At 71.0% G+C, this 18867-nt stretch carries 7 protein-coding genes and 1 pseudogene; 5 read left to right on the forward strand and 3 right to left on the reverse strand.

Annotated features, from left to right (window positions below; translation table 11 throughout):
• Positions 1 to 26 precede the first annotated feature (26 nt).
• Positions 27 to 3110: a pPIWI_RE module domain-containing protein gene (locus tag ACZ7MF_RS10770; RefSeq protein WP_471475820.1), complete on the forward strand. Its 3084-nt coding sequence runs from the start codon at positions 27 to 29 to the stop codon at positions 3108 to 3110.
• A gap of 56 nt (positions 3111 to 3166) precedes the next feature.
• On the opposite strand, the gene ACZ7MF_RS10775 is transcribed toward ACZ7MF_RS10770, so the two are convergent.
• Complete coding sequence (locus tag ACZ7MF_RS10775; RefSeq protein ID WP_471475821.1) at positions 3167 to 4147, reverse strand: serine/threonine-protein kinase; 981 nt, start codon at positions 4145 to 4147, stop codon at positions 3167 to 3169.
• Between the two features lie 224 nt (positions 4148 to 4371).
• Here ACZ7MF_RS10775 and ACZ7MF_RS10780 point away from each other — a divergent pair, with 224 nt between their 5' ends.
• The 3 genes from ACZ7MF_RS10780 (at position 4372) to ACZ7MF_RS10790 (ending at position 17057) form a co-directional block, all read left to right on the forward strand.
• Positions 4372 to 9651, forward strand: a complete 5280-nt coding sequence (locus ACZ7MF_RS10780) for a DEAD/DEAH box helicase (RefSeq protein WP_471475823.1) — start codon at positions 4372 to 4374, stop codon at positions 9649 to 9651.
• Positions 9652 to 9912: 261 nt separating this feature from the next.
• Positions 9913 to 12897: a helicase-related protein gene (locus ACZ7MF_RS10785; RefSeq protein ID WP_471475824.1), complete on the forward strand. Its 2985-nt coding sequence runs from the start codon at positions 9913 to 9915 to the stop codon at positions 12895 to 12897.
• Positions 12894 to 17057: an Eco57I restriction-modification methylase domain-containing protein gene (locus tag ACZ7MF_RS10790; RefSeq protein WP_471475825.1), complete on the forward strand. Its 4164-nt coding sequence runs from the start codon at positions 12894 to 12896 to the stop codon at positions 17055 to 17057. Before ACZ7MF_RS10785 ends, ACZ7MF_RS10790 begins: the two co-directional genes overlap by 4 nt.
• A 24-nt stretch (positions 17058 to 17081) precedes the next feature.
• Here the strand turns inward: ACZ7MF_RS10790 and ACZ7MF_RS10795 are convergent, their stop codons facing one another.
• The gene (locus ACZ7MF_RS10795) at positions 17082 to 17282 is read right to left on the reverse strand and encodes a DUF397 domain-containing protein (protein WP_471475826.1); all 201 of its coding nucleotides are present in this window, start codon (positions 17280 to 17282) and stop codon (positions 17082 to 17084) included.
• Positions 17279 to 18152, reverse strand: a pseudogene (locus ACZ7MF_RS10800) (helix-turn-helix domain-containing protein). Before ACZ7MF_RS10800 ends, ACZ7MF_RS10795 begins: the two are co-directional and overlap by 4 nt.
• A 162-nt stretch (positions 18153 to 18314) precedes the next feature.
• Here ACZ7MF_RS10800 and ACZ7MF_RS10805 point away from each other — a divergent pair.
• On the forward strand, positions 18315 to 18797 hold the full coding sequence (locus tag ACZ7MF_RS10805; protein WP_471475828.1) for an ATP-binding protein: 483 nt from the start codon (positions 18315 to 18317) through the stop codon (positions 18795 to 18797).
• Positions 18798 to 18867 lie beyond the last annotated feature (70 nt).

Genomic DNA, 18867 nt, shown 5'->3' on the forward strand with positions numbered 1-18867 from the left:
CGCATCCCTCCGAAGGAGGTTCCACCATGCCCGTGAACTACCGCACCGTCCGCACCGCAGCCTGGCTCCCGGCCGACGCCGGGACGACCCTGACCGCGCGCTACCGTGCCCTGCCCTTCCCCGAACAGTGGCGGGACGCGGTCCTCGCCCTGTGCAACGCCGGCCGAGACCCTCAGGCGGAGCCGTACCGGACCGTACCCACCCGCCGCCTGGAACAGGTCCTGCAGGCTTTCGCCCCGGACGTCCTCGTGCTGCCCCGGCCGCCCTTCCACGAGCGGGGAGAGGAACCGGAGCGCTGGCTGTACGTCGCCGATGACGCCCCCGACCCGCTGCCCCCGCGTGTCCTCGCCCCGCTGCTGGGCCGCTGGCTGCGCGAGCTGCGGCCCGAACCGGAGCACCGGTCGCTGCTCAAGGACGTCCGCGCCCAGCTCGCCGAGCACCCGCCCGAGTGGGAACCCGTCGCACGCGAACTGCTGGCCTGCGGCCGCACCCGGGGCGGCACCGCCGCGCCGGCCTCCCACCAGTTCACCCTCACGACGGACTGGCTGGCCCGCCGCGTCCTCGCGCTGGGACCATACCCGTACGAGGGCGGGCGGCTGCACTTCCGTGCCATGCCGCGCGGCCCCAGGGACCAGGGCGCGGAGCTGGTCTCGCAGCCCCTGCCGTACGAACCGTCGCCCGGCAAGGGCACCTGGTGGTTCTCCGTCGTCCTCAACATCACCCTGCACACCGTGCCGTTCGACCCCCTGCCTCGTTTCCACCTCCACTGGTCCATCCGTCGCTGGGCGACGCGTACGTCGCCCGCGACGGGACGGGTCCGGCTGCCGTACGGAAGCCGGACCACGGTGCTGCTGCGCCCCCGGGTGCCTGTGCTGCCCGGAGTGCCGCTCAGCGAGCGGTACGCAGTCGCCCAGTTGGAGCGGCGCTGGGACAAGGAGCGGGGTGGGTTCGCCGACGGCTGGGCCTTCGGCGGTCCGGCCCGGCTGCTTCAGGACGTCTCCCTCGGTGAACCGTTCCCCGACGCCGACGCGATCCTGACGGAGCCGGAGGAATGGCTGCGGCGCGACGCACGGGCCGGGATCGTATACCGCACCGCGATGGGCGGCCACGAGGTGAAGGCCGGTCTGATGCCCAACCAGTGCTCGGAGCTGACGGCCTGGGTACAGACGGCCCTTCCCCCCGAACTGCGCGCGGCACCGGACCTCACGCACACCGCGCTCGCCGCGGCCAAACCGCTCAACGCCCCGCCCTCGAGTGTTCCCAAGGAGGCACGGGAAGAGGAGGAGACCCGTCGCTGTGCCGAGCGGCGGGCGGCGGTGGCCTTCGCGGTCGCAGAACTCGGTGCCCCGCGGACCGACGACGGCCGGCCGGTGCTGGAAGCACGGCTGCTGTGGCAGTCGGCCGAGATGCGGGACGCGGCCCTCGGCGCACTTGGCACGCGGCTCGGTCTCAAGGGGGACGGCGGTTCCTTCACCGAGCGGGAGTACGACACCGCCGACCCGGGCCACCCGGTGGTGCACGAGTGGATGGCGCCGGAACTCACCGTCCGTGTGCGGTGCCTGCGGCCTGTCGTGCGCCATGACGACGGCACCGGCCGCGCCCTGACCGCGGGCCTCGGCCTCCCGGAGGGCGTACGGCGCACCCGGGAGGAGGTCACCGCGGCCGTGGGGGAGCGGCGGGCCGAGACCGCGGCGTGGCTGACCGGTGACCGGACCGGGGACGCACCCGCACTGGCCCTGGTCGAGATCGACCGCCCCGCAGACTTCGCCTCCCGGGACCACGATCCCAAGTTCGCCCTGCGGCTCGGCTGCGCCGACGCCGGCTTCGTCACGCAGTTCGTCGCACTCCCGAAGAAGACCAAGGGGTACAACTCCCTGGGCAGCATGGACCACCGGGCCCTGATGGCCTGGGACGACGGACTGCGGCAACTGGGTGCCCGGGTCCATCCCGAGCACGGTATCGAGCAGGGTGTTCCGCAGGGGATGCGGTACGCCGCGGTCTGGATGGTCCGCAAGAACCACACCGCACGCAACCGCTGGGCCGCCGATGTCCCGGTCGCCGTCCTGGTCACCCCGCAGGCCCCCGGGAGCGGTCTGGCGCGGGTCCAGGGATGGGACCCGGACGCCGACGACGGCGCCGGGGCGTGGGTGCCGTACCCGGTCATGCTGCTCAGGCTCACCCGTCTCGCCGAGGTACGGCCCTCCGTGCCGGCGCCACGGGTGGAGGGCGAGACGGTGCCGGTCGGACGCCGCCGCGGGTGGCGCGCCGACCGTGATGAGCAGCGGCGGACCGCGGAGGAGTGGCTGCAGAAGGTCCGTACCTCGTTGCGCCGTCGACCCACCATGCTCCTGGTCGACGCGCAGAACGCCCGGTCGCACTGGACCTGGCTGCAGGACGGCCGCACGGAGCGGGACCGGATCCGCGACGGGCACGCCGAACCCAGGCGGCTCGCTCCGGACCTGCGACTGGTACGGGTGCGCACGGGGAAGGGCCGTGAGACCGCCCAGTGGTGGGGTGTGAACCCCAAGGAGGGACCCAACGGCATCGCGTCGCACCTGTGGATCCCGGAGGACGACGGAACAGGACGGGTCTTCTACAGCACCACCCCCAAGCCGGTTCAGTTCAGCACCTCGGCCGTCGAGGCGGACAAACTGGCGCCGCGTCCGCTCCGGATGGGTAAGCGCAAGGGGGAGCTGACCATCGACACGGGGACAGTGGGCTGGATGCCCGCCCTCGTCGAACTGGCCGTCCTCGGCTGCCACACCGACGACGGGGACGACCCGCAGGCGCTGGCCCTCGCCGCGCACCTGCTGCGTCAGCCCCCCGACTACCCCCAGGCACTCGCGCTGCCGCTGCCGCTGCACCTCGCGGGCCTGGGGCAGCAGTACGTGCTGCCGACCCGGCCCGACGGGGAAGCCGATCCGGTGGACGGCGTGGAAGCCCCGGCGGAAGGCGCGCGGGTCCCGGCGGTCCCGGCGGGGGAGGAGAGCACGGCGGACGCCGCGGCGGATCCCGATCCGGCCACGGCGGCGGCAGCGGGTCTCACCCTCGGACCGGAGCAGCCCGAAGCCGATGACGAACAGGAACAGTTGGCACTGTTCGGGTTCTGATCCCGCCGGGGAAGGGGCCGGCGGGAGAGTGTCGTCCGGGTGGCTGCCGCGTGGGGTCAGCGGCCCGGACCGCGCCCCCGCCGGCCTGCTGCCCTGGCCCAGGACCGCACCGGCCGTGCGTCCGGACCCATCGGATGGGTGAAGGGCCGTAGTGGGTCCACATCCGCCCACGGCACCAGTGCCTCCTCGGGCGCACGGCGTGCGGGTAACCACGTGGAGAGGCGCTGCCACACCTCGCCGGCGTGAGCGGGCCGTTCGTCGGGCTCCTTGGCCAGCATCTGGAGCACCAGCTCCTCCAGCTCGGTGGGGATCGCGCGGCGCAGTTCCCGGGGCGGCGCGGGCGGCTTCTCCAGGATCATGCCGGGCAGCATGAGTTCGGAGTCGTGGGCGAAGACGGGCTCACCCGTCAGCATCGTGTAGAGCAGACAGCCGAGCGCGTACAGGTCCGTGCGCGCGTCGACCGGCTTGCCCTGGATCTGTTCGGGCGCCATGCACTCCAGGCTTCCGGGGCGTTCACCGGTCGTGGTCAGCGACGTCGTGTCGGGGTCGAGGAAGGCGGCGACACCGAAGTCCAGGACCTTCACCACTCCGTCCGTACGCATGACGACATTGCTGCCCTTGAGGTCCCGGTGCACGACGTTCCGGGCGTGCACGGAACCCAGCACGGAGGCGATCTGTACGCCGATCGACGCGGTCTCCTCGACGGAGAGCGGGCCCGCCTCGGCGATCCGGTCACCGAGCGACGGCCCGATCACGTACTGCATGACGAGGAACCGTGTGCCGTTCTCCTCGCCGAGGTCGTAGACGGTCGCCAGCCCGGGGTGGTCGAGCCGGGCGACTGCCTGTGCCTCGCGGCGGAACCGCTCGGCGTCGCGGGCGCGTTGCTCCTCGGTGAGCCCGGGATCGACGCTCATGGTCTTCAGCGCCACGTCACGGCCGAGGTTCTCGTCGTGGGCGAGCCGGACGACGCCCATGCCGCCCCGGCCGATGAGGTTCTTGATCCGATATCTGCCGGCGATCAGCGATCCCGTGTTCATCCGCGCTGCGGCCCCGTCCCCTCCGTGTCCGTGGCGCCGTGCCCGGACGGTCATCAGGGGAGAGTGTGGCACGGAGACGTACGTGGCGCACCAACCGAGAACGGTTTACGTGTTGACTGTGTTCACATGCCGCTGATCTAATGAATCGAGGGAGGGGCGGTACCACCGGTGTCTCCACCCGCTACGGTGACGTGTGGATCACGTCGGGAACGAGTGAGGATTACGTGGACGTCTTCGGGGTGCACCGCCGACTCATCCAGGACTACAAGGAGTACACGTCCGGTGCGGTGGTGATCGACGACCCGCGCATCGGTGAGAAGGTCTCCAAGTCCCTTGCCGACGGCGACCAGTGGCCCGATCCATGGCTCTCGCTGAACCCGAGCTTCGAGCGCGGCGGCACCGTCGACCACCTCGCGGACGACCGGGGTCTCCTGCACCCCGAGTGCAAGCGCATCTTCCGGGTCGGCAAGGACAGGCCGGACGCGACCGTCCGACCCATCACCTTCCACCGCCACCAGTACGACGCCATCGAGGCCGCTGCCTCCCGGCAGTCCTACGTCCTGACCACCGGCACCGGTTCCGGCAAGAGCCTCGGCTACATCGTGCCCATCGTCGACCGGGTGCTCCGGGAGAAGGATCCCGAAGCACCCCCCAGCATCAAGGCGATCATCGTCTACCCGATGAACGCCCTGGCCAACAGCCAGATGGGCGAGCTGAAGAAGTTCCTCACCGCCGGGTACGGCGAAGGCGAGGAGCCGCCGGTCACGTACGCCCGTTACACCGGCCAGGAGAAGCAGTCCGAGAAGGAGGCGGTACTCGACAACCCGCCCGACATCCTGCTCACCAACTACGTGATGCTGGAGCTGATGCTCACCCGGCCCGAGGAGCGCAAGCGGCTCATCGGCCGGGCCAAGGGCCTGCGTTTCCTCGTCCTGGACGAGCTGCACACCTACCGCGGCCGGCAGGGCGCCGACGTCGCCGTGCTGGTGCGGCGCGTGCGTGAGGCGTGCGAGTCGCCCGACCTCCAGTGCGTCGGCACCTCCGCCACCATGGCCACCGACGGAACCCCGGCCGCCCGCCGCCGTGCCGTCGCCGAGGTCGCCTCCACACTGTTCGACACGGAGATCTCCCCGGAGCGGGTGGTGGGCGAGACCCTGGTCCGGGCGACCGGTGCTGCCGTTCCCACCTCCGCCGAACTCGCGGCCCGCGTACGGGAGAACGACCCGCCGCAGGAGCACCGGGCACTCGGCGCCGAGCCGCTGGCCCGCTGGATCGAGACCACGTTCGGGCTCACCGAGGTCACCGACGAGGACGGTACGGAGCTGCTGGTCCGTGCCGCTCCCGTCACCGTGGAACTCGCCGCCCGTGCCCTGCGCGAGAAGGCCTTCGGCATTCCGAAGGAGGCGCCCGACGACGAGCCGTACACCGCCTGTGTGAACGCCATCCGTGCCACCCTGCGGGCCGGTTCGCAGGCGCGTGACCGGGACACCGACCGGCCCCTGTTCGCCTTCCGGCTGCACCAGTTCCTGTCCAAGGGCGGTTCGGCTTACGTCTCCCTGGAGCCGGCCGAGAGCCGTTACATCACCCGCACCTACCAGCAGCGGGTGCCTGGACAGCGGGAGAAGCTGCTCCTCCCGCTGTCCTTCTGCCGCGAGTGCGGCCAGGAATACCTGACCGTGGCCCGGGACCAGCGCGACGACGGCACGGTGGCCTTCCGCACTCGCGAGGACGAGGACGACGACCAGGGATACCTCTACGTCTCCGCCACCAACCCCTGGCCCGAGCATCTGGGCGACGCCGTCGAGCAGCGCCGGTTCCCCGACAGCTGGCTCACCGTCGACCCGAAGAAGGCGACGACCGTCCTCACCGCGAGCCGCAGAAAGCGCGCGCCCCAGCCGGTGTGGGTGCGGCCCGACGGTGAGACCGTGGACAAGGGACACCAGGACGGCCTGTACGCGGCCTATCTGCCCGCCCCGTTCCTGTTCTGCCTGGAGTGCGGGGTTAGCTACGAAGAGGTGCGCGAGCGTGACTTCGCCAAGCTGATGACGCTCGACCAGGAGGGCCGCTCCACGGCCACGTCCGTCGTCAGCGCCTCCATCGTGCGTCACCTCAAAGGGCTCCCTGAGAAGGAACTCGGCAAGGACGCACGCAAGTTGCTCACCTTCGTCGACAACCGGCAGGACGCCAGCCTGCAGTCCGGGCACTTCAACGACTTCGTGATGGTCACCCAGCTGCGAGGTGCCCTGTACCGCGCGATGCTGGAGGCGGGGAAGAAGGGGCTGCGCTGGAAGCGGCTGGGCGAGGAGGTCGTGGAGGCCATGGGGCTGGCCCCGCACGAGTACGCCAACAATCCCACCGAGGTGTCGGCGCTCGCCGAGGAGACCCGGGACGCGCTGGCCCAGATCGCCGAGTACCGGCTCTTCCTGGACCTGGAGCGCGGCTGGCGGGTCACCATGCCCAACCTGGAGCAGACCGGTCTGCTCGGCCTGGAGTACGCCGGCCTCGACGAGATCGCCGAGGACGAGGAGCGCTGGCAGCGGGCAGCGGCCCCGCTGCGCACCGCGACCCCCGCGACCCGTCTCGACCTGGCCCGGGTCCTCATGGACGAGTTGCGCCGCCAGCGAGCCGTGGACACCCCGTACTTCACCGAGGCCAAGTTCAACGAACTGCGCAAGGAGTCGGCGAAGCTCAACGACGCCTGGGGGATCGCCGACACCGAGGCCGCCCCGCCCGCGCCGACCGTCGCCCTGCCGCGCGCGGGACGGCCCGGCCGCAGTCGCAGTGAGAAGAACCTCACCGGCCGGGGAGCCTTCGGCCGCTTCGTGCGCAAGCCGGGCACCTTCCCGGACTGGCGGCAGGACTTCTCCCTCGCCGACGCCCAGAACGTGATCAACGACCTGCTCGAGGTACTCGCCGCCGGCGGTGTCCTCACCCGCGTCGACCAGGGCCGCGACGAGGCCCCCGGCTACCGGATCAACCACACCGTCATCCGCTGGCACGCCCGGGACGACGACCACGGCACGGTGGACCGGCTGCGCCGCACCTACCGCACCGGGCGCGGGCCCCGAGTCAACGCCTTCTTCAAGGGTCTCTACAAGGACGTCGCCGGCACCTTCGCCGGCCTGCACGCGGCCGAGCACACCGCCCAGGTCCACCCCGACATCCGCGAGGAGCGGGAGCGCCTGTTCAGCAAGGGGGCCCCGCTGCCCCTGCTGTACTGCTCGCCGACGATGGAGCTGGGCGTCGACATCGCCAGCCTCAACTCGGTGAACCTGCGCAACGTGCCGCCCACCCCCGCCAACTACGCCCAGCGTTCCGGTCGTGCGGGCCGCTCCGGCCAGCCCGCGCTGGTCACCACGTACTGCGCCACCGGCAACAGCCACGACCAGTACTACTTCACCCGGTCCGACCAGATGGTCGCCGGAACCGTCGCCCCGCCCCGCCTGGACCTGGCCAACGAGGACCTGCTCGCCTCCCACGTGCACGCCATCTGGCTCGCCGAGACCGGCCTGGAACTGAGCCGCTCCATGACGAAGATCATCGATGCGGACGGGAAGACCCCCTCGCTCGCCCTGCTGCCCGGAGTACGCGAGCAGATCGGCAACAAGAGGGCGCAGACGCGGGCCCTGGCCCGGGCCCGTACCGTCCTCGCCGGCTGCGCCGACACCCTGCGGGACACCTCGTGGTGGCACGAACAGTGGCTGGAGGACACCGTCGACGGCGCTCCGGGTGCCTTCGACCTGGCCTGCGGCCGCTGGCGCAGCCTCTACCAGAAGGCGCTGGAGGAGCGGGAGCTCCAGCACGACAACATCCGCAACCGCACGGCGACCGGCCGCTCCCAGCAGCAGGCCGTACGCCGCCGCGCCCAGGCGGAGAACCAGATCGCGCTCCTGGAGAACCGCCAGGGCGGCGAGCGCACGGTGCTGTCCGACTTCTACCCGTACCGCTACTTCGCCTCCGAGGGCTTCCTGCCCGGCTACTCCTTCCCCCGGCTGCCGCTGGCCGCGTACATCCCGGGCACCGGCCGCACCAGCCGCGGCTACGACGGCGACTACCTCCAGCGGTCCCGGTTCATCGCGATCCGCGAGTTCGGTCCCGGCGCCCTGATCTACCACGAGGGCAGCCGCTTCAAGGTGAACCGGGTCCAGCTGCCGCCGGACACCTCCGGCGAACTGACCACCGACAGCGCCAAGGTGTGCCAGAGCTGCGGCTACCTCTCGCCGGAGGACCAGCGCGAGGACACCTGCCGCGGCTGTCGGGCCACACTCGGCGACGCCCGCACCGGCCTCCTCCAACTGCACACGGTCTTCACCCAGCGCCGCGACCGGATCTCCTCCGACGAGGAGGAACGCCAGCGCACCGGCTACGCCGTGGAGATCTCCTACCGTTTCAAGAAGCACGAGGACGGCCGCGACGGCTCCCTGCAGGCCGAGGCCAAGTCGGCGGCCGGCATGCTCCTCGCCCACCTTTCCTACGGCGACAGCGGCACGGTCCGGCTCACCAACCTCGGCTACCGCCGCTCGGTCGCCAAGGGCGAGATTGGCTTCTGGATCGACCCGGTCTCGGGTGAGTGGCTGGCAGGCTCCACCGGCGCCAAGGGCAGCGGCGCGGCCGGCCGGGAGACCCCGGAGGAACAGGAGGGCCTGGCCGACGCCGACAAGGTGCTGCGCAAGGTCCCCGTCATCCCCTACGTCCAGGACACCCGCAACATCCTCGTGCTCCAGCTCGCGGCCCCCGTCGACCGGGACACCGCGATCACCCTCCAGTACGCGCTGGAGCGGGGCATCGAGGCCGAGTTCCAGCTGGAGGACTCCGAGCTGGACACCTGGGAACTGCCGCCGCACGACGGCCCGCGCGAGCGGCTGCTGTTCATCGAGAGCGCCGAGGGCGGCGCGGGCGTATTGCGCAGGCTGCAGGCCGAGCCCAAGGCACTCGCCGCCGCCGCCCGGCGGGCCCTGGAAATCGCGCACTTCGACCAGCACGGCCGCGACCGGGGAGCGGAGAAGAAGAACGGCGACCCGTGCGAGAAGGGCTGCTATCACTGCCTGCTCTCCTTCGGCAACCAGCGCCACCACCGGGCGATCGACCGCCGCCTGGTGCGCGACCTGCTGATGGAGCTCAAGGACGGCGTGGTCGGCGGCGGGCACGCCGGCCGCACCCGCGACGAGCACGCCGACGCGCTCATCGAGGGCGCCGACTCCTCCCTGGAGGAGCGGTTCGTCGCCTACCTCCGGGCCCACGGCCACCATCTGCCGCAGCACCAGCAGCTGAAGGTGAGCACGGCCCTGTCCAAGCCGGACTTCGTCTACGACACCGGCTACGGCCCGGTCGCCGTGTTCGTCGACGGCCCGCACCACGACCACGCCGAGACGACGCTGCGCGACGAGGAGGCCGCCGAGCGGCTGAAGGAGATCGGCTGGGAGGTCATCCGCATCCGGTACGACGACGACTGGGCCAAGGCCGTCGCCGAGTACCCTTCGGTGTTCGGCGAGGCACGCCGCTGACCTGCGCGGGGCGGGCCACCTGTCCGACCCGGCGGGCGGCGGCGTACGGTGCCGGGTGGCCGGCTCCCGGCAGCCCGGGCCACCGCCCGCCGCCCTCGTTCCTGTCCGCCTGTTGGAGAGTGCCGCCCCGTTCCCGCCCACCCGAAAGCCCGGTTCCTTTCCTCTCTCTCGTCACTTTCGTGCCCGTTCGCCCGTTCACCCGCACACGCAGAGCCGTCGCCCCGACCGCATTCCCGCCCGCCCCGACCCCGGAAGGCACCCATGACCACCGCCGCCCAGCCGACCCAGCAGTACGCGGTCGGCTCCCTCGTCCATGCCCGGGGCCGGGAATGGGTCGTGCTGCCGGACTCCACGGCGGAGCTCCTCGTCCTGCGCCCGCTCGGCGGCGCCGACGACGACGTCGCCGGCATCCTGCCCGCACTGGAGCAGGTGGTCCCCGCCACCTTCGCCCCACCCACCCCCTCCGACCTGGGCGACCAGCAGGCCGCAGGACTGCTGCGCACCGCCCTGCGCATCGGCTTCCGCTCGGGCGCGGGCCCCTTCCGTTCACTGGCCTCGGTCTCCGTGGATCCCCGCCCGTACCAGCTGGTGCCGCTGATGATGGCGCTGCGCCAGGACACCGTCCGGCTGCTGATCGCCGACGACGTCGGCATCGGCAAGACGGTGGAGGCGGGACTGATCGCCGCCGAGCTGCTGGCCCAGGGCGACGCCCGCGGCCTGGTCGTGCTGTGCTCGCCGGCCCTGGCCGAGCAGTGGCGGGCCGAGCTGTACGGCAAGTTCGGGGTGGACGCGCGTCTCGTGCTGCCGTCCACCATCGGCCGGCTGCTGCGCGAGACCCCGTACGGCCAGTCGGTATTCCGCCCCGACGGCGCCTACGTCGTCTCTACCGATTTCATCAAGTCCCCCCGTCACCGTGAGGACTTCCTGAAGAACTGCCCCGACCTGGTGATCGTCGACGAGGCGCACTCCTGCGTCGCCGACACTGCGATCGGCGCCTCCGCGCGCACCTCCCAGCAGCGGTACTCGCTGCTGCGCGCCCTCGCCGTCAAGACTCACCGCCACCTCCTGCTGGTCACCGCCACCCCGCACAGTGGCAAGGAGGAACCCTTCCGTCGTCTGCTCGGCCTGCTCGACGACCGTCTCGCCACGGTGAGCCTCGACACGGTGGCGGGCCGCCGGCTCCTCGCGGAGTTCTTCGTGCAGCGCCGCCGCGCCGACATCCGCGACGACTTCGGCGACGGCGCCCACTTCCCCTCCTCCCGCGACACCGCCGAGTCCCCGTACACGCTGCACCGCGACTACAAGAAGCTCCTCGACGAGGTCCTGGCGTACGCCCGTGAGACCGTCCGCGCGGCCGACGGCGCCCTCCAGCAGCGGCAGCGCTGGTGGTCCACGCTCGCCCTGCTGCGCACCCTGTCCTCCTCCCCGGCGGCCGCGGTGCAGTCCCTGAAGACCCGGGCCGGTGTCGAGGAGGCCGACTCCCCGGAGGAGGCCGACCGCACCGGCGAGCGCACCGTCTCCGACCCGGCCGACAGCGAGGGCTTCGAGTCCGCCGACGCGGTCCCCGGCGCCCGACTGCCCGCCGCGGAGACGGCCGACGGCCCCGACGACACTCCCGGGCACGAGGACACTGCGGAGGACGACGAGGAGAAGGCACGCCTGATCGCCATGGCTGCGGCGGCCGGAAAGCTCGACGGCCCGACGCGCGACACCAAGCTCAAGAAGCTGATCGCCACCGTCACCGGCCTCCTCGACGACGGCTACCGCCCCATCGTCTTCTGCCGCTACATCGCCACTGCCGACTACGTGGCCAAGCACCTCACCAAGGCCCTCAACAAGAAGGGCACCGAGCACCCGGTCGCCGTCGCCTCCGTCACCGGCGAACTCTCGCCCGACCAGCGCGTCACCCGCATCGCCGGGCTGACCGGCGTCGACGAGGACGGCAACCCGCCGGCCGACCGCCGGGTCCTGGTCGCCACCGACTGCCTCTCCGAGGGGGTCAACCTCCAGGAGTCCTTCGACGCCGTCGTCCACTACGACCTGGCCTGGAACCCCACCCGGCACGAACAGCGCGAGGGCCGCGTCGACCGCTTCGGCCAGCGCACCGACGTCGTCAAGGCGCTCACCCTGTACGGCGCCGACAACCCCGTCGACGGCATCGTCCTGAACGTCCTGCTCCGCAAGCACGAGCGCATCCGCCGCGTCACCGGCATCTCCGTACCCGTGCCGCAGGAGTCGGAGAGCGCCATGCAGGCCGTCTTCGAGGGGCTGATCCTGCGCGGCGAGAAGACGGCCTACGAACAGGAAGGCCTGTTCCCGCAGGAGGAGGCGGCGACCGCCGAGCAACTGGAGATCGCCTGGCAGTCCTCCGCCGAACGGGAGAAGCGCAACCGCTCCCGCTACGCCCAGCACCGCATCAAGAAGGACGAGGTGGCCGCCGAGGTCGCCGAGGTCCGCGCCGCGCTCGGCACCGTCGAGGAGGTCCGCGACTTCACCCGCCGCGCCCTGACGGCACTGCGCGGCATGCCCGCCCCGACGAAACAGGGCGGCTTCACCGTCCACACCGACGCCCTCCCGCTCGGCCTGCGCGACGCGGTCTCCGCCGCGCTCGGCCCCCGCCACCCCCGCCCGGTCATCTTCCACGACGCCCCCAGCGCCCCGCGCGGCGAGGCCGCCCTCACCCGCACCGACCCGGTGGTCGCCGCCACCGCCCGCTTCGTGCTGGACGCGGCCCTCGACGACGCCGACAAGATCCCGCAGTGGCAGCGGCCCGCCCGCCGCTGCGGCGTCGTCCGCACCAAGGCGGTCGACCGCCCCACCACCCTCCTGCTGGTTCGCCACCGCTTCCAGCTGAACCTGCCGACCCGCAGGGGAGGAACGGTCGAGCGGCTCGCCGAGGACGCCCGGGTGGTCGCCTTCCACGGCAGCGCGACCGCTCCCGTCTGGCTGCCCGAGGACGAGGCACTGGCCCTCCTGGGCGCCCGCGCCGCCGGGAACACCGACCCGAAGTTCGCCGCCGGGCACATCGAGGACATCCTCGCCGTGCTCCCCACCCTCCTGATGCCCGCGCTACGGCTGCGCTCGGCCGAACTCGGCACACAGCTGGAGGCCTCCCACCACCGGGTCCGCACCGCCTCCCAGGCCCGCCTCCAGGGCTTGAAGGTGCTTCCGCAGGGCGATCCCGACGTCCTCGGTGTCTACCACTACCGTCCGGTCGCGACGATCACCCAGGGAGCGGACGCATGAGCCTCGCCAGAACCCTCGTCACCGACACCGTCGCCACCGTCGGCGGCCTGCTCCCGTACGACCTCCTGGTACGGATCAAGGAAGGCAAGGAGCAGACCGGCTCCAAGCCCGCCGACTACCGCCTGTACGCCAAGGGCGAGTCCGTGCGCGACGCCGCCGAGCGCTCCTGGGGCTATCTGCGCGGCGTGTGGACCGCCTACCAGGACGCGCTGGCCCGCGACGGCGCCGACGCCGACCCCGGCGTGCACGCGGTCGGCCTGACCACCGAACGCTGGCTGCTGCCCCTCTTCGAACAGCTCGGCTTCGGCGCCCTCACCCCCGTGCCCGCCCCCGGCCTGCGCTCCCGCGACGGGGAGAAGGACTTCGGCGTCAGCCATCACTGGGCGCACGTCCCCGTGCACCTCACCGGCTGGAACGTCCCCCTGGACCACCACACACCGGAACTGGCCAGGCAGATCCCGCAGTCGATGGTCCAGGAGTACCTCAACCGCTCCGCGGACTCCACCCTGTGGGGCGTGCTCTCCAACGGCCGTCAGCTGCGCCTGCTGCGGGAGTCGGCGTCCCTCACCGGCGCCGCGTTCATCGAGTTCGACCTCCAGGCGATCTTCGAGGGCGACCGCTCCGACGACTTCGTCCTGCTGTGGCGGCTGCTGCACCGCACCCGCTTCGAACCCCGCGCCGACGGCGAGCCTGCCGCGACCTGCCCGCTGGAGAAGTGGCGCACCGAGGCCATCGACAGCGGCACCCGCGCCCTGAAGGAACTCCGCAAGGGGGTGGAGAAGGCCCTCGTTGCCATCGGCAACGGACTCATCACCCACCCCGACAACGCGGCCCTGCGCGACGCCCTGCGCAGCCGCGACAAGAACGTCCGCGACGACCTCCACCCGGCGCTGCTCCGCCTCGCCTACCGCCTGCTGTTCCTCTTCGTCACCGAGGACCGGGACCTGCTGCTCCGCCCCGAGGCGACCCGGACCGCCCGCGACACGTACGAGAAGTACTTCTCCACGGCCCGACTGCGCCGCCTCGCCCGCCGCGTCGGCACCCTCCATGGCGACCAGTGGCACGCCCTGACCCTGGTCATCAAGGGACTCGGCACCCCCGGCGGCCGCCCCGAACTGGGCCTGCCCGCCCTCGGCGGTCTCTTCGAGCCCACGAAGACGGACGAGATCCTCGACGGGCTCAGTCTGTCCAACCAGGCCCTGTACGAGGCCGTACGCGCCCTCTCCGTCGTCCACGACGCGAAGCTGGGCCGCCCCCGCAAGGTCGACTACCGCCACCTCGGCGCGGACGAACTCGGCTCCGTCTACGAGTCCCTGCTGGAACTGGAGCCGCGCCTGGACGAGGGCGACGTGTACGTCCTGGCCAAGCTCGACGGCAACGACCGCAAGACCTCCGGTTCCTACTACACCCCGTCCCCGCTCATCGACTGCCTCCTCGACTCCACGCTCGACCCGGTCATCGACCGGGCGGTCCGCTCCGGGACGACGCAGAAGGAGCGCGAGCACGCCCTGCTCGCCCTGACGGTCTGCGACCCCGCCTGTGGCTCCGGCCACTTCCTGGTCGCCGCCGCCCGCCGAATCGCCCGCCGCCTCGCCGAGATCCGCAAGGACGACCCCGAGCCCAGCGCCGAGGACGTACGGCACGCCCTGCGCGACGTCGTCTCGCGCTGCGTCTACGGCGTCGACCTCAACCGCATGGCCGTCGAACTGGCCAAGGTGTCCCTGTGGATCGAGGCGATGGAGCCGGGCCGGCCCCTCACCTTCCTCGACGCCCACATCAAGCACGGCAACGGCCTGCTCGGCACGACCCCGAAGCTGCTGGCCGGCGGCCTGCCCGACGACGCGTTCAAGCCGCTGGAGGGCGACGACCGCAAGCACGTCACCGACCTGAAGAAGCGCAACGCGTCGGAGCGCGCGGCGTGGCGGGCCGCCCTGCGGCGCGGGGTGAGCCAAGGGGAACTGTTCGCCGAGGAGCCGTTCGTCCTGGGCTCCAACGCCGAGTTCGGCGAGAAGCTTTCCCTGATCACCGGTGTGGACTCGGAGGAGCTGGAGGACGTCCAGGGCCAGGCCCGCGAGTACCGCTCGCTGACCACGTCCCGCGACTACGTCCGCGCGCTGGAGCTCGCGGACGCGTGGTGCGCCGCGTTCGTCTGGAAGAAGACGGTGTCGGCGACGACACCGCCCGCGCTCACCACCAAGTCCCTGCTCACCGTGCACTCCGAGAAGGGCGAGGCGAACCTGCCGCCCGGCACGGTCGACATGGTGAAGAGGCTGAAGGAGGAGTACCACTTCTTCCACTGGCACCTGGAGTTTCCCGAGGTGTTCCGGGTCCCGGCGGACCTGGACGCGCCGGGTGTGGACGAACGCACCGGGTGGCAGGGCGGGTTCAGTTGTGTGCTGGGGAATCCGCCGTGGGAGCGGGTCAAGCTCCAGGAGCAGGAGTTCTTCGCGACCCGGAACGAGGAGATCGCGGACGCCGCGAACAAGGCGGCCCGCGAGCGCATGATCGACGCGCTGGCCGAGAGCGAGGAGGAGACGGACCGCGCGCTGCATACCGAGTTCATCGACGCCCGTCGCCGCTCCGAGGGTGTCAGCCATCTGCTGCGCGACTCCGGTCGGTTCCCGCTGGCCGGTCGGGGGGACGTCAACACGTACGCGGTGTTCGCCGAGGCGGCCTCCCTGGGCATCGCCCCGACCGGGCGCCTGGGCCTGGTCCTGCCCACCGGCATCGCCACCGACGCCACGACGGCGCCGTTCTTCTCGGACCTGGTGCGCACGGCACGGCTCGCGTCGTTCCTGGACTTCGAGAACGAGTCGTTCATCCTGAGCCGGGACGTGCACCACTCGGTGCGCTTCTCCTTGCTCACCACCACCGGCACGGGCACGCGGGTCGACGAGGCGTCCTTCGCCTTCGGCACCCGGTACATGGAAGACCTGGACAGCCGACGGTTCGCCATGCCCCCGGAGGAGATCCTGCTGGTCAACCCCAACACGGGCACGCTCCCGGTGTTCCGCACCCGCCGGGACGCCGAGATCACCCTCGGCGTCTACCGCCGCGTTCCGGTCCTGATGAAGGAGCCGGACGAGGACGGCTGGGGCGGCACCAACCCGTGGGGCCTGACGTTCATGACCATGTTCCACATGTCCAACGACTCCCACCTCTTCCGGGGCAAGGGGGAACTGGAGGGCGAGGGCTGGCGGCTCACCGGCAACGTGTTCGTCCGCCCCGAGGCGGAGGACAAGCGACGGTACCTCCCGCTGTACGAGGCGAAAATGCTCCACCACTTCGACCACCGCCTCGGCACGTACGAGGGCCAGACGCAGGCCCAGGCCAACATGGGCACGTTGCCGCGTGCGACGCCGGAGCAGCACGACGACCCGGACTTCGCGCCGCTGCCCAGGTACTGGGCGCCGGAGTTCGACGTGGACTCGGGGAAGCGGGACAGCAAGGGCAACCGGATCATGTGGGCGGGAGCTGCAACGCGACTGGCTGACAAGGAATGGTACGAGGAGTGGCTCCTGGGGTGGCGTGACATCTGCCGCGGATCGGACCGCAGGACGATGATCAACACTGCTTTGCGGCGTACTGCTGTCCCTGATGGCACCCTGCTGATGCTGCCCACCATCGGCAATCCTGCGTTGCTTCAGGCGGCGTTGTCTTCCTACGTGCTGGACTACGTCGCCCGTCAGAAGTTCAGCGGTACCCATCTGAAGTTTTTCACCGCTTACCAGCTTCCGGTCCCCAGTCCCGAGGCTGGCGAGGAAACCTGCCCCTGGAATGGTGTAGAGAGCGTCGCAGGGTGGATCGCTGTACGGGTTGCTGAACTGGCTTACACGGCTTGGGATATGAGGCCCTTCGCTAGGGCCATCGGCGTGGAGGGCAACCCGTTCCAGTGGGAGGAAACACGGCGCACGCTGTTGCGTGCGGAGCTCGATGCTGCCTTCTTCCACCTCTATGAGCTCAGCCGCGCGGACGTTGTGTACGTCATGGACACGTTCTCGCGTCTCAAGAGCGACGAAGAGGCTGCTTTCGGTACCTACCGCACCAAAGACCTCATCCTCGACGTCTACGATCGCATGGCGGAAGCCCGGGCAACCGGCGGCGAGTACCGGACCGTACTGGACCCGCCGCCGGGGGAGGGGCCGCGCCACGAGGCCTGAGTGGCGTGACCTCGGGTGGGTCGGTCAGGTCCGGTCCCGCCCGAGGTCCGCGACAAATCCGGCCCACGCGCTCCGCGCGAACGCGAGCTGAGGTCCACCGCGTTCCTTGGAGTCCCGTACGTGTATGGCGGTCGTGTCGGCGGCGACCTCGACGCATTCGCCGCCTTCACCGCTGCTGTGCGTGCTCTTGAACCAGCTGAACTGAGTGGGCTGTTCGGTACTCATTGATCTCCCAGCAACTTCTCGATCAGTGTCAGGGACTCGTGCGGCGTGAGAGCCTGGGCGCGGATGCTGCCATAGCGCGCGGCCAGCATACGTACCTCTTCTGGATCGGTCATCAGCCTGCTGACGTTCTGTACTTCCAGATACCCCACTTGAGGCTTTCCCTTCGGCGTCAGCAGAGTGAAGGGTCCTCCCAGGCTTGGATGATCTGCACGCTCGGTGGGCATGACCTGTAGCTCCACGTTTCGGAGCGGGGCTACCTGGCGCAGCCGCAGCAACTGCTCTCGCTGAACGTCCCGACCACCGATGGGCCGTTGCAGCGCGGAATCCTCGATCGTGAACGTCACAAGCGGACAGGGCCAGCGCGTGAGGATGTCCTGGCGAGTCAGCCGCGCGGTGACCCGTTGTTCGATGGTCTCCTCGTCCAGCAGCGGCCGTCGACTGGTGAAGACAGCGCGCGCGTGCCCTACGGTCTGGAGCAGGCCAGGGAGCGACAGGGGCGCCGTAATAGTGAAGCTCCACCGCCTCCTGCTCCAAGCGCGCGTAGTCCTTGAACCACTCCGGATGCCGCACCCGCCTCCGAGTCTTCGCCCGCTCCACATCCTCCGCCGCGGAAGCCAACAGGCCCCCACACTCCAGCAACCGGTCCACCGCCACCAGCAACTCCGGCTGAGGCGTCCGCCGTGCCCGTTCGACCGAGGAGATCGTCTCCTCCCCGTACCCGAGCCGGTCGCCCAGCTCCTTCTGGCTCAGTCCGGCCCGCTCCCGGGCCACCTTGATCTGCCGGCCGAGCGCCCGGAACAGGTCCGCGACCTCGTCCGTGCCGTCCGCCTCGCCACTCGTGGGAACCCCCGCACCCGGCTGTGCCGCCATGCCGTACCACCGCCCTGTTCCTTGTTCCGGTGACGAACCGGCGCGGCTGCGGCCAGGTCACGGCCGTACGCCGGTACGTCACACCGTCCGCGCCGGGACAGTCACCCTGCGTACCGCCCCATGGTCTGCACACAGTAGGGCCGCTCCGTCACCCTCGGTGAGGTGAACCAGGAAACCGTCACCGCAACCGGTGAACCGACCGTCGTCGGACATCACTTCAGCACCCTGTTCTCCACCACTCGGCACGGAGCGCACACCGCCCGCCATGCCGCCGAACGCTGGCTCGCCGCACAACAGGAACAGCCCGAGGCCGCTGCCGACGACGACAGCACGGCCACGGCCTCCCTCCTCATCGCGGAACTGACCGCGAACGCCGCCCTGCACGGCCGGGTGCGGGGCAGGAACGCGCGCCTCGCGCTGATCCTCACTCCCGCCGTGCTCCGTATCGAGGTCACCGACGCGCTGGGCGACCGCCGGCCCGCACCGATCCCGCCGGCCGACATGGACGGTGAGTCCGGCCGGGGCCTGCTCCTCGTCGCCACGCTCGCGGACGCCTGGGGGTGCGAGCCGTATCCGCCGGGCGGGAAGACGGTGTGGGCGGAGTGTGCTCGGCGTGCGCCCGCGCGTGGGGGCGTGCGAACGTAACTGTGCTCCATTGCAGAGGTGTTGAGTGTTGACGACGGCAGTGAATGACCTTCACAGTTGTGGCGAAAGC

Source organism: Streptomyces sp. NPDC111628, from assembly GCF_055635195.1.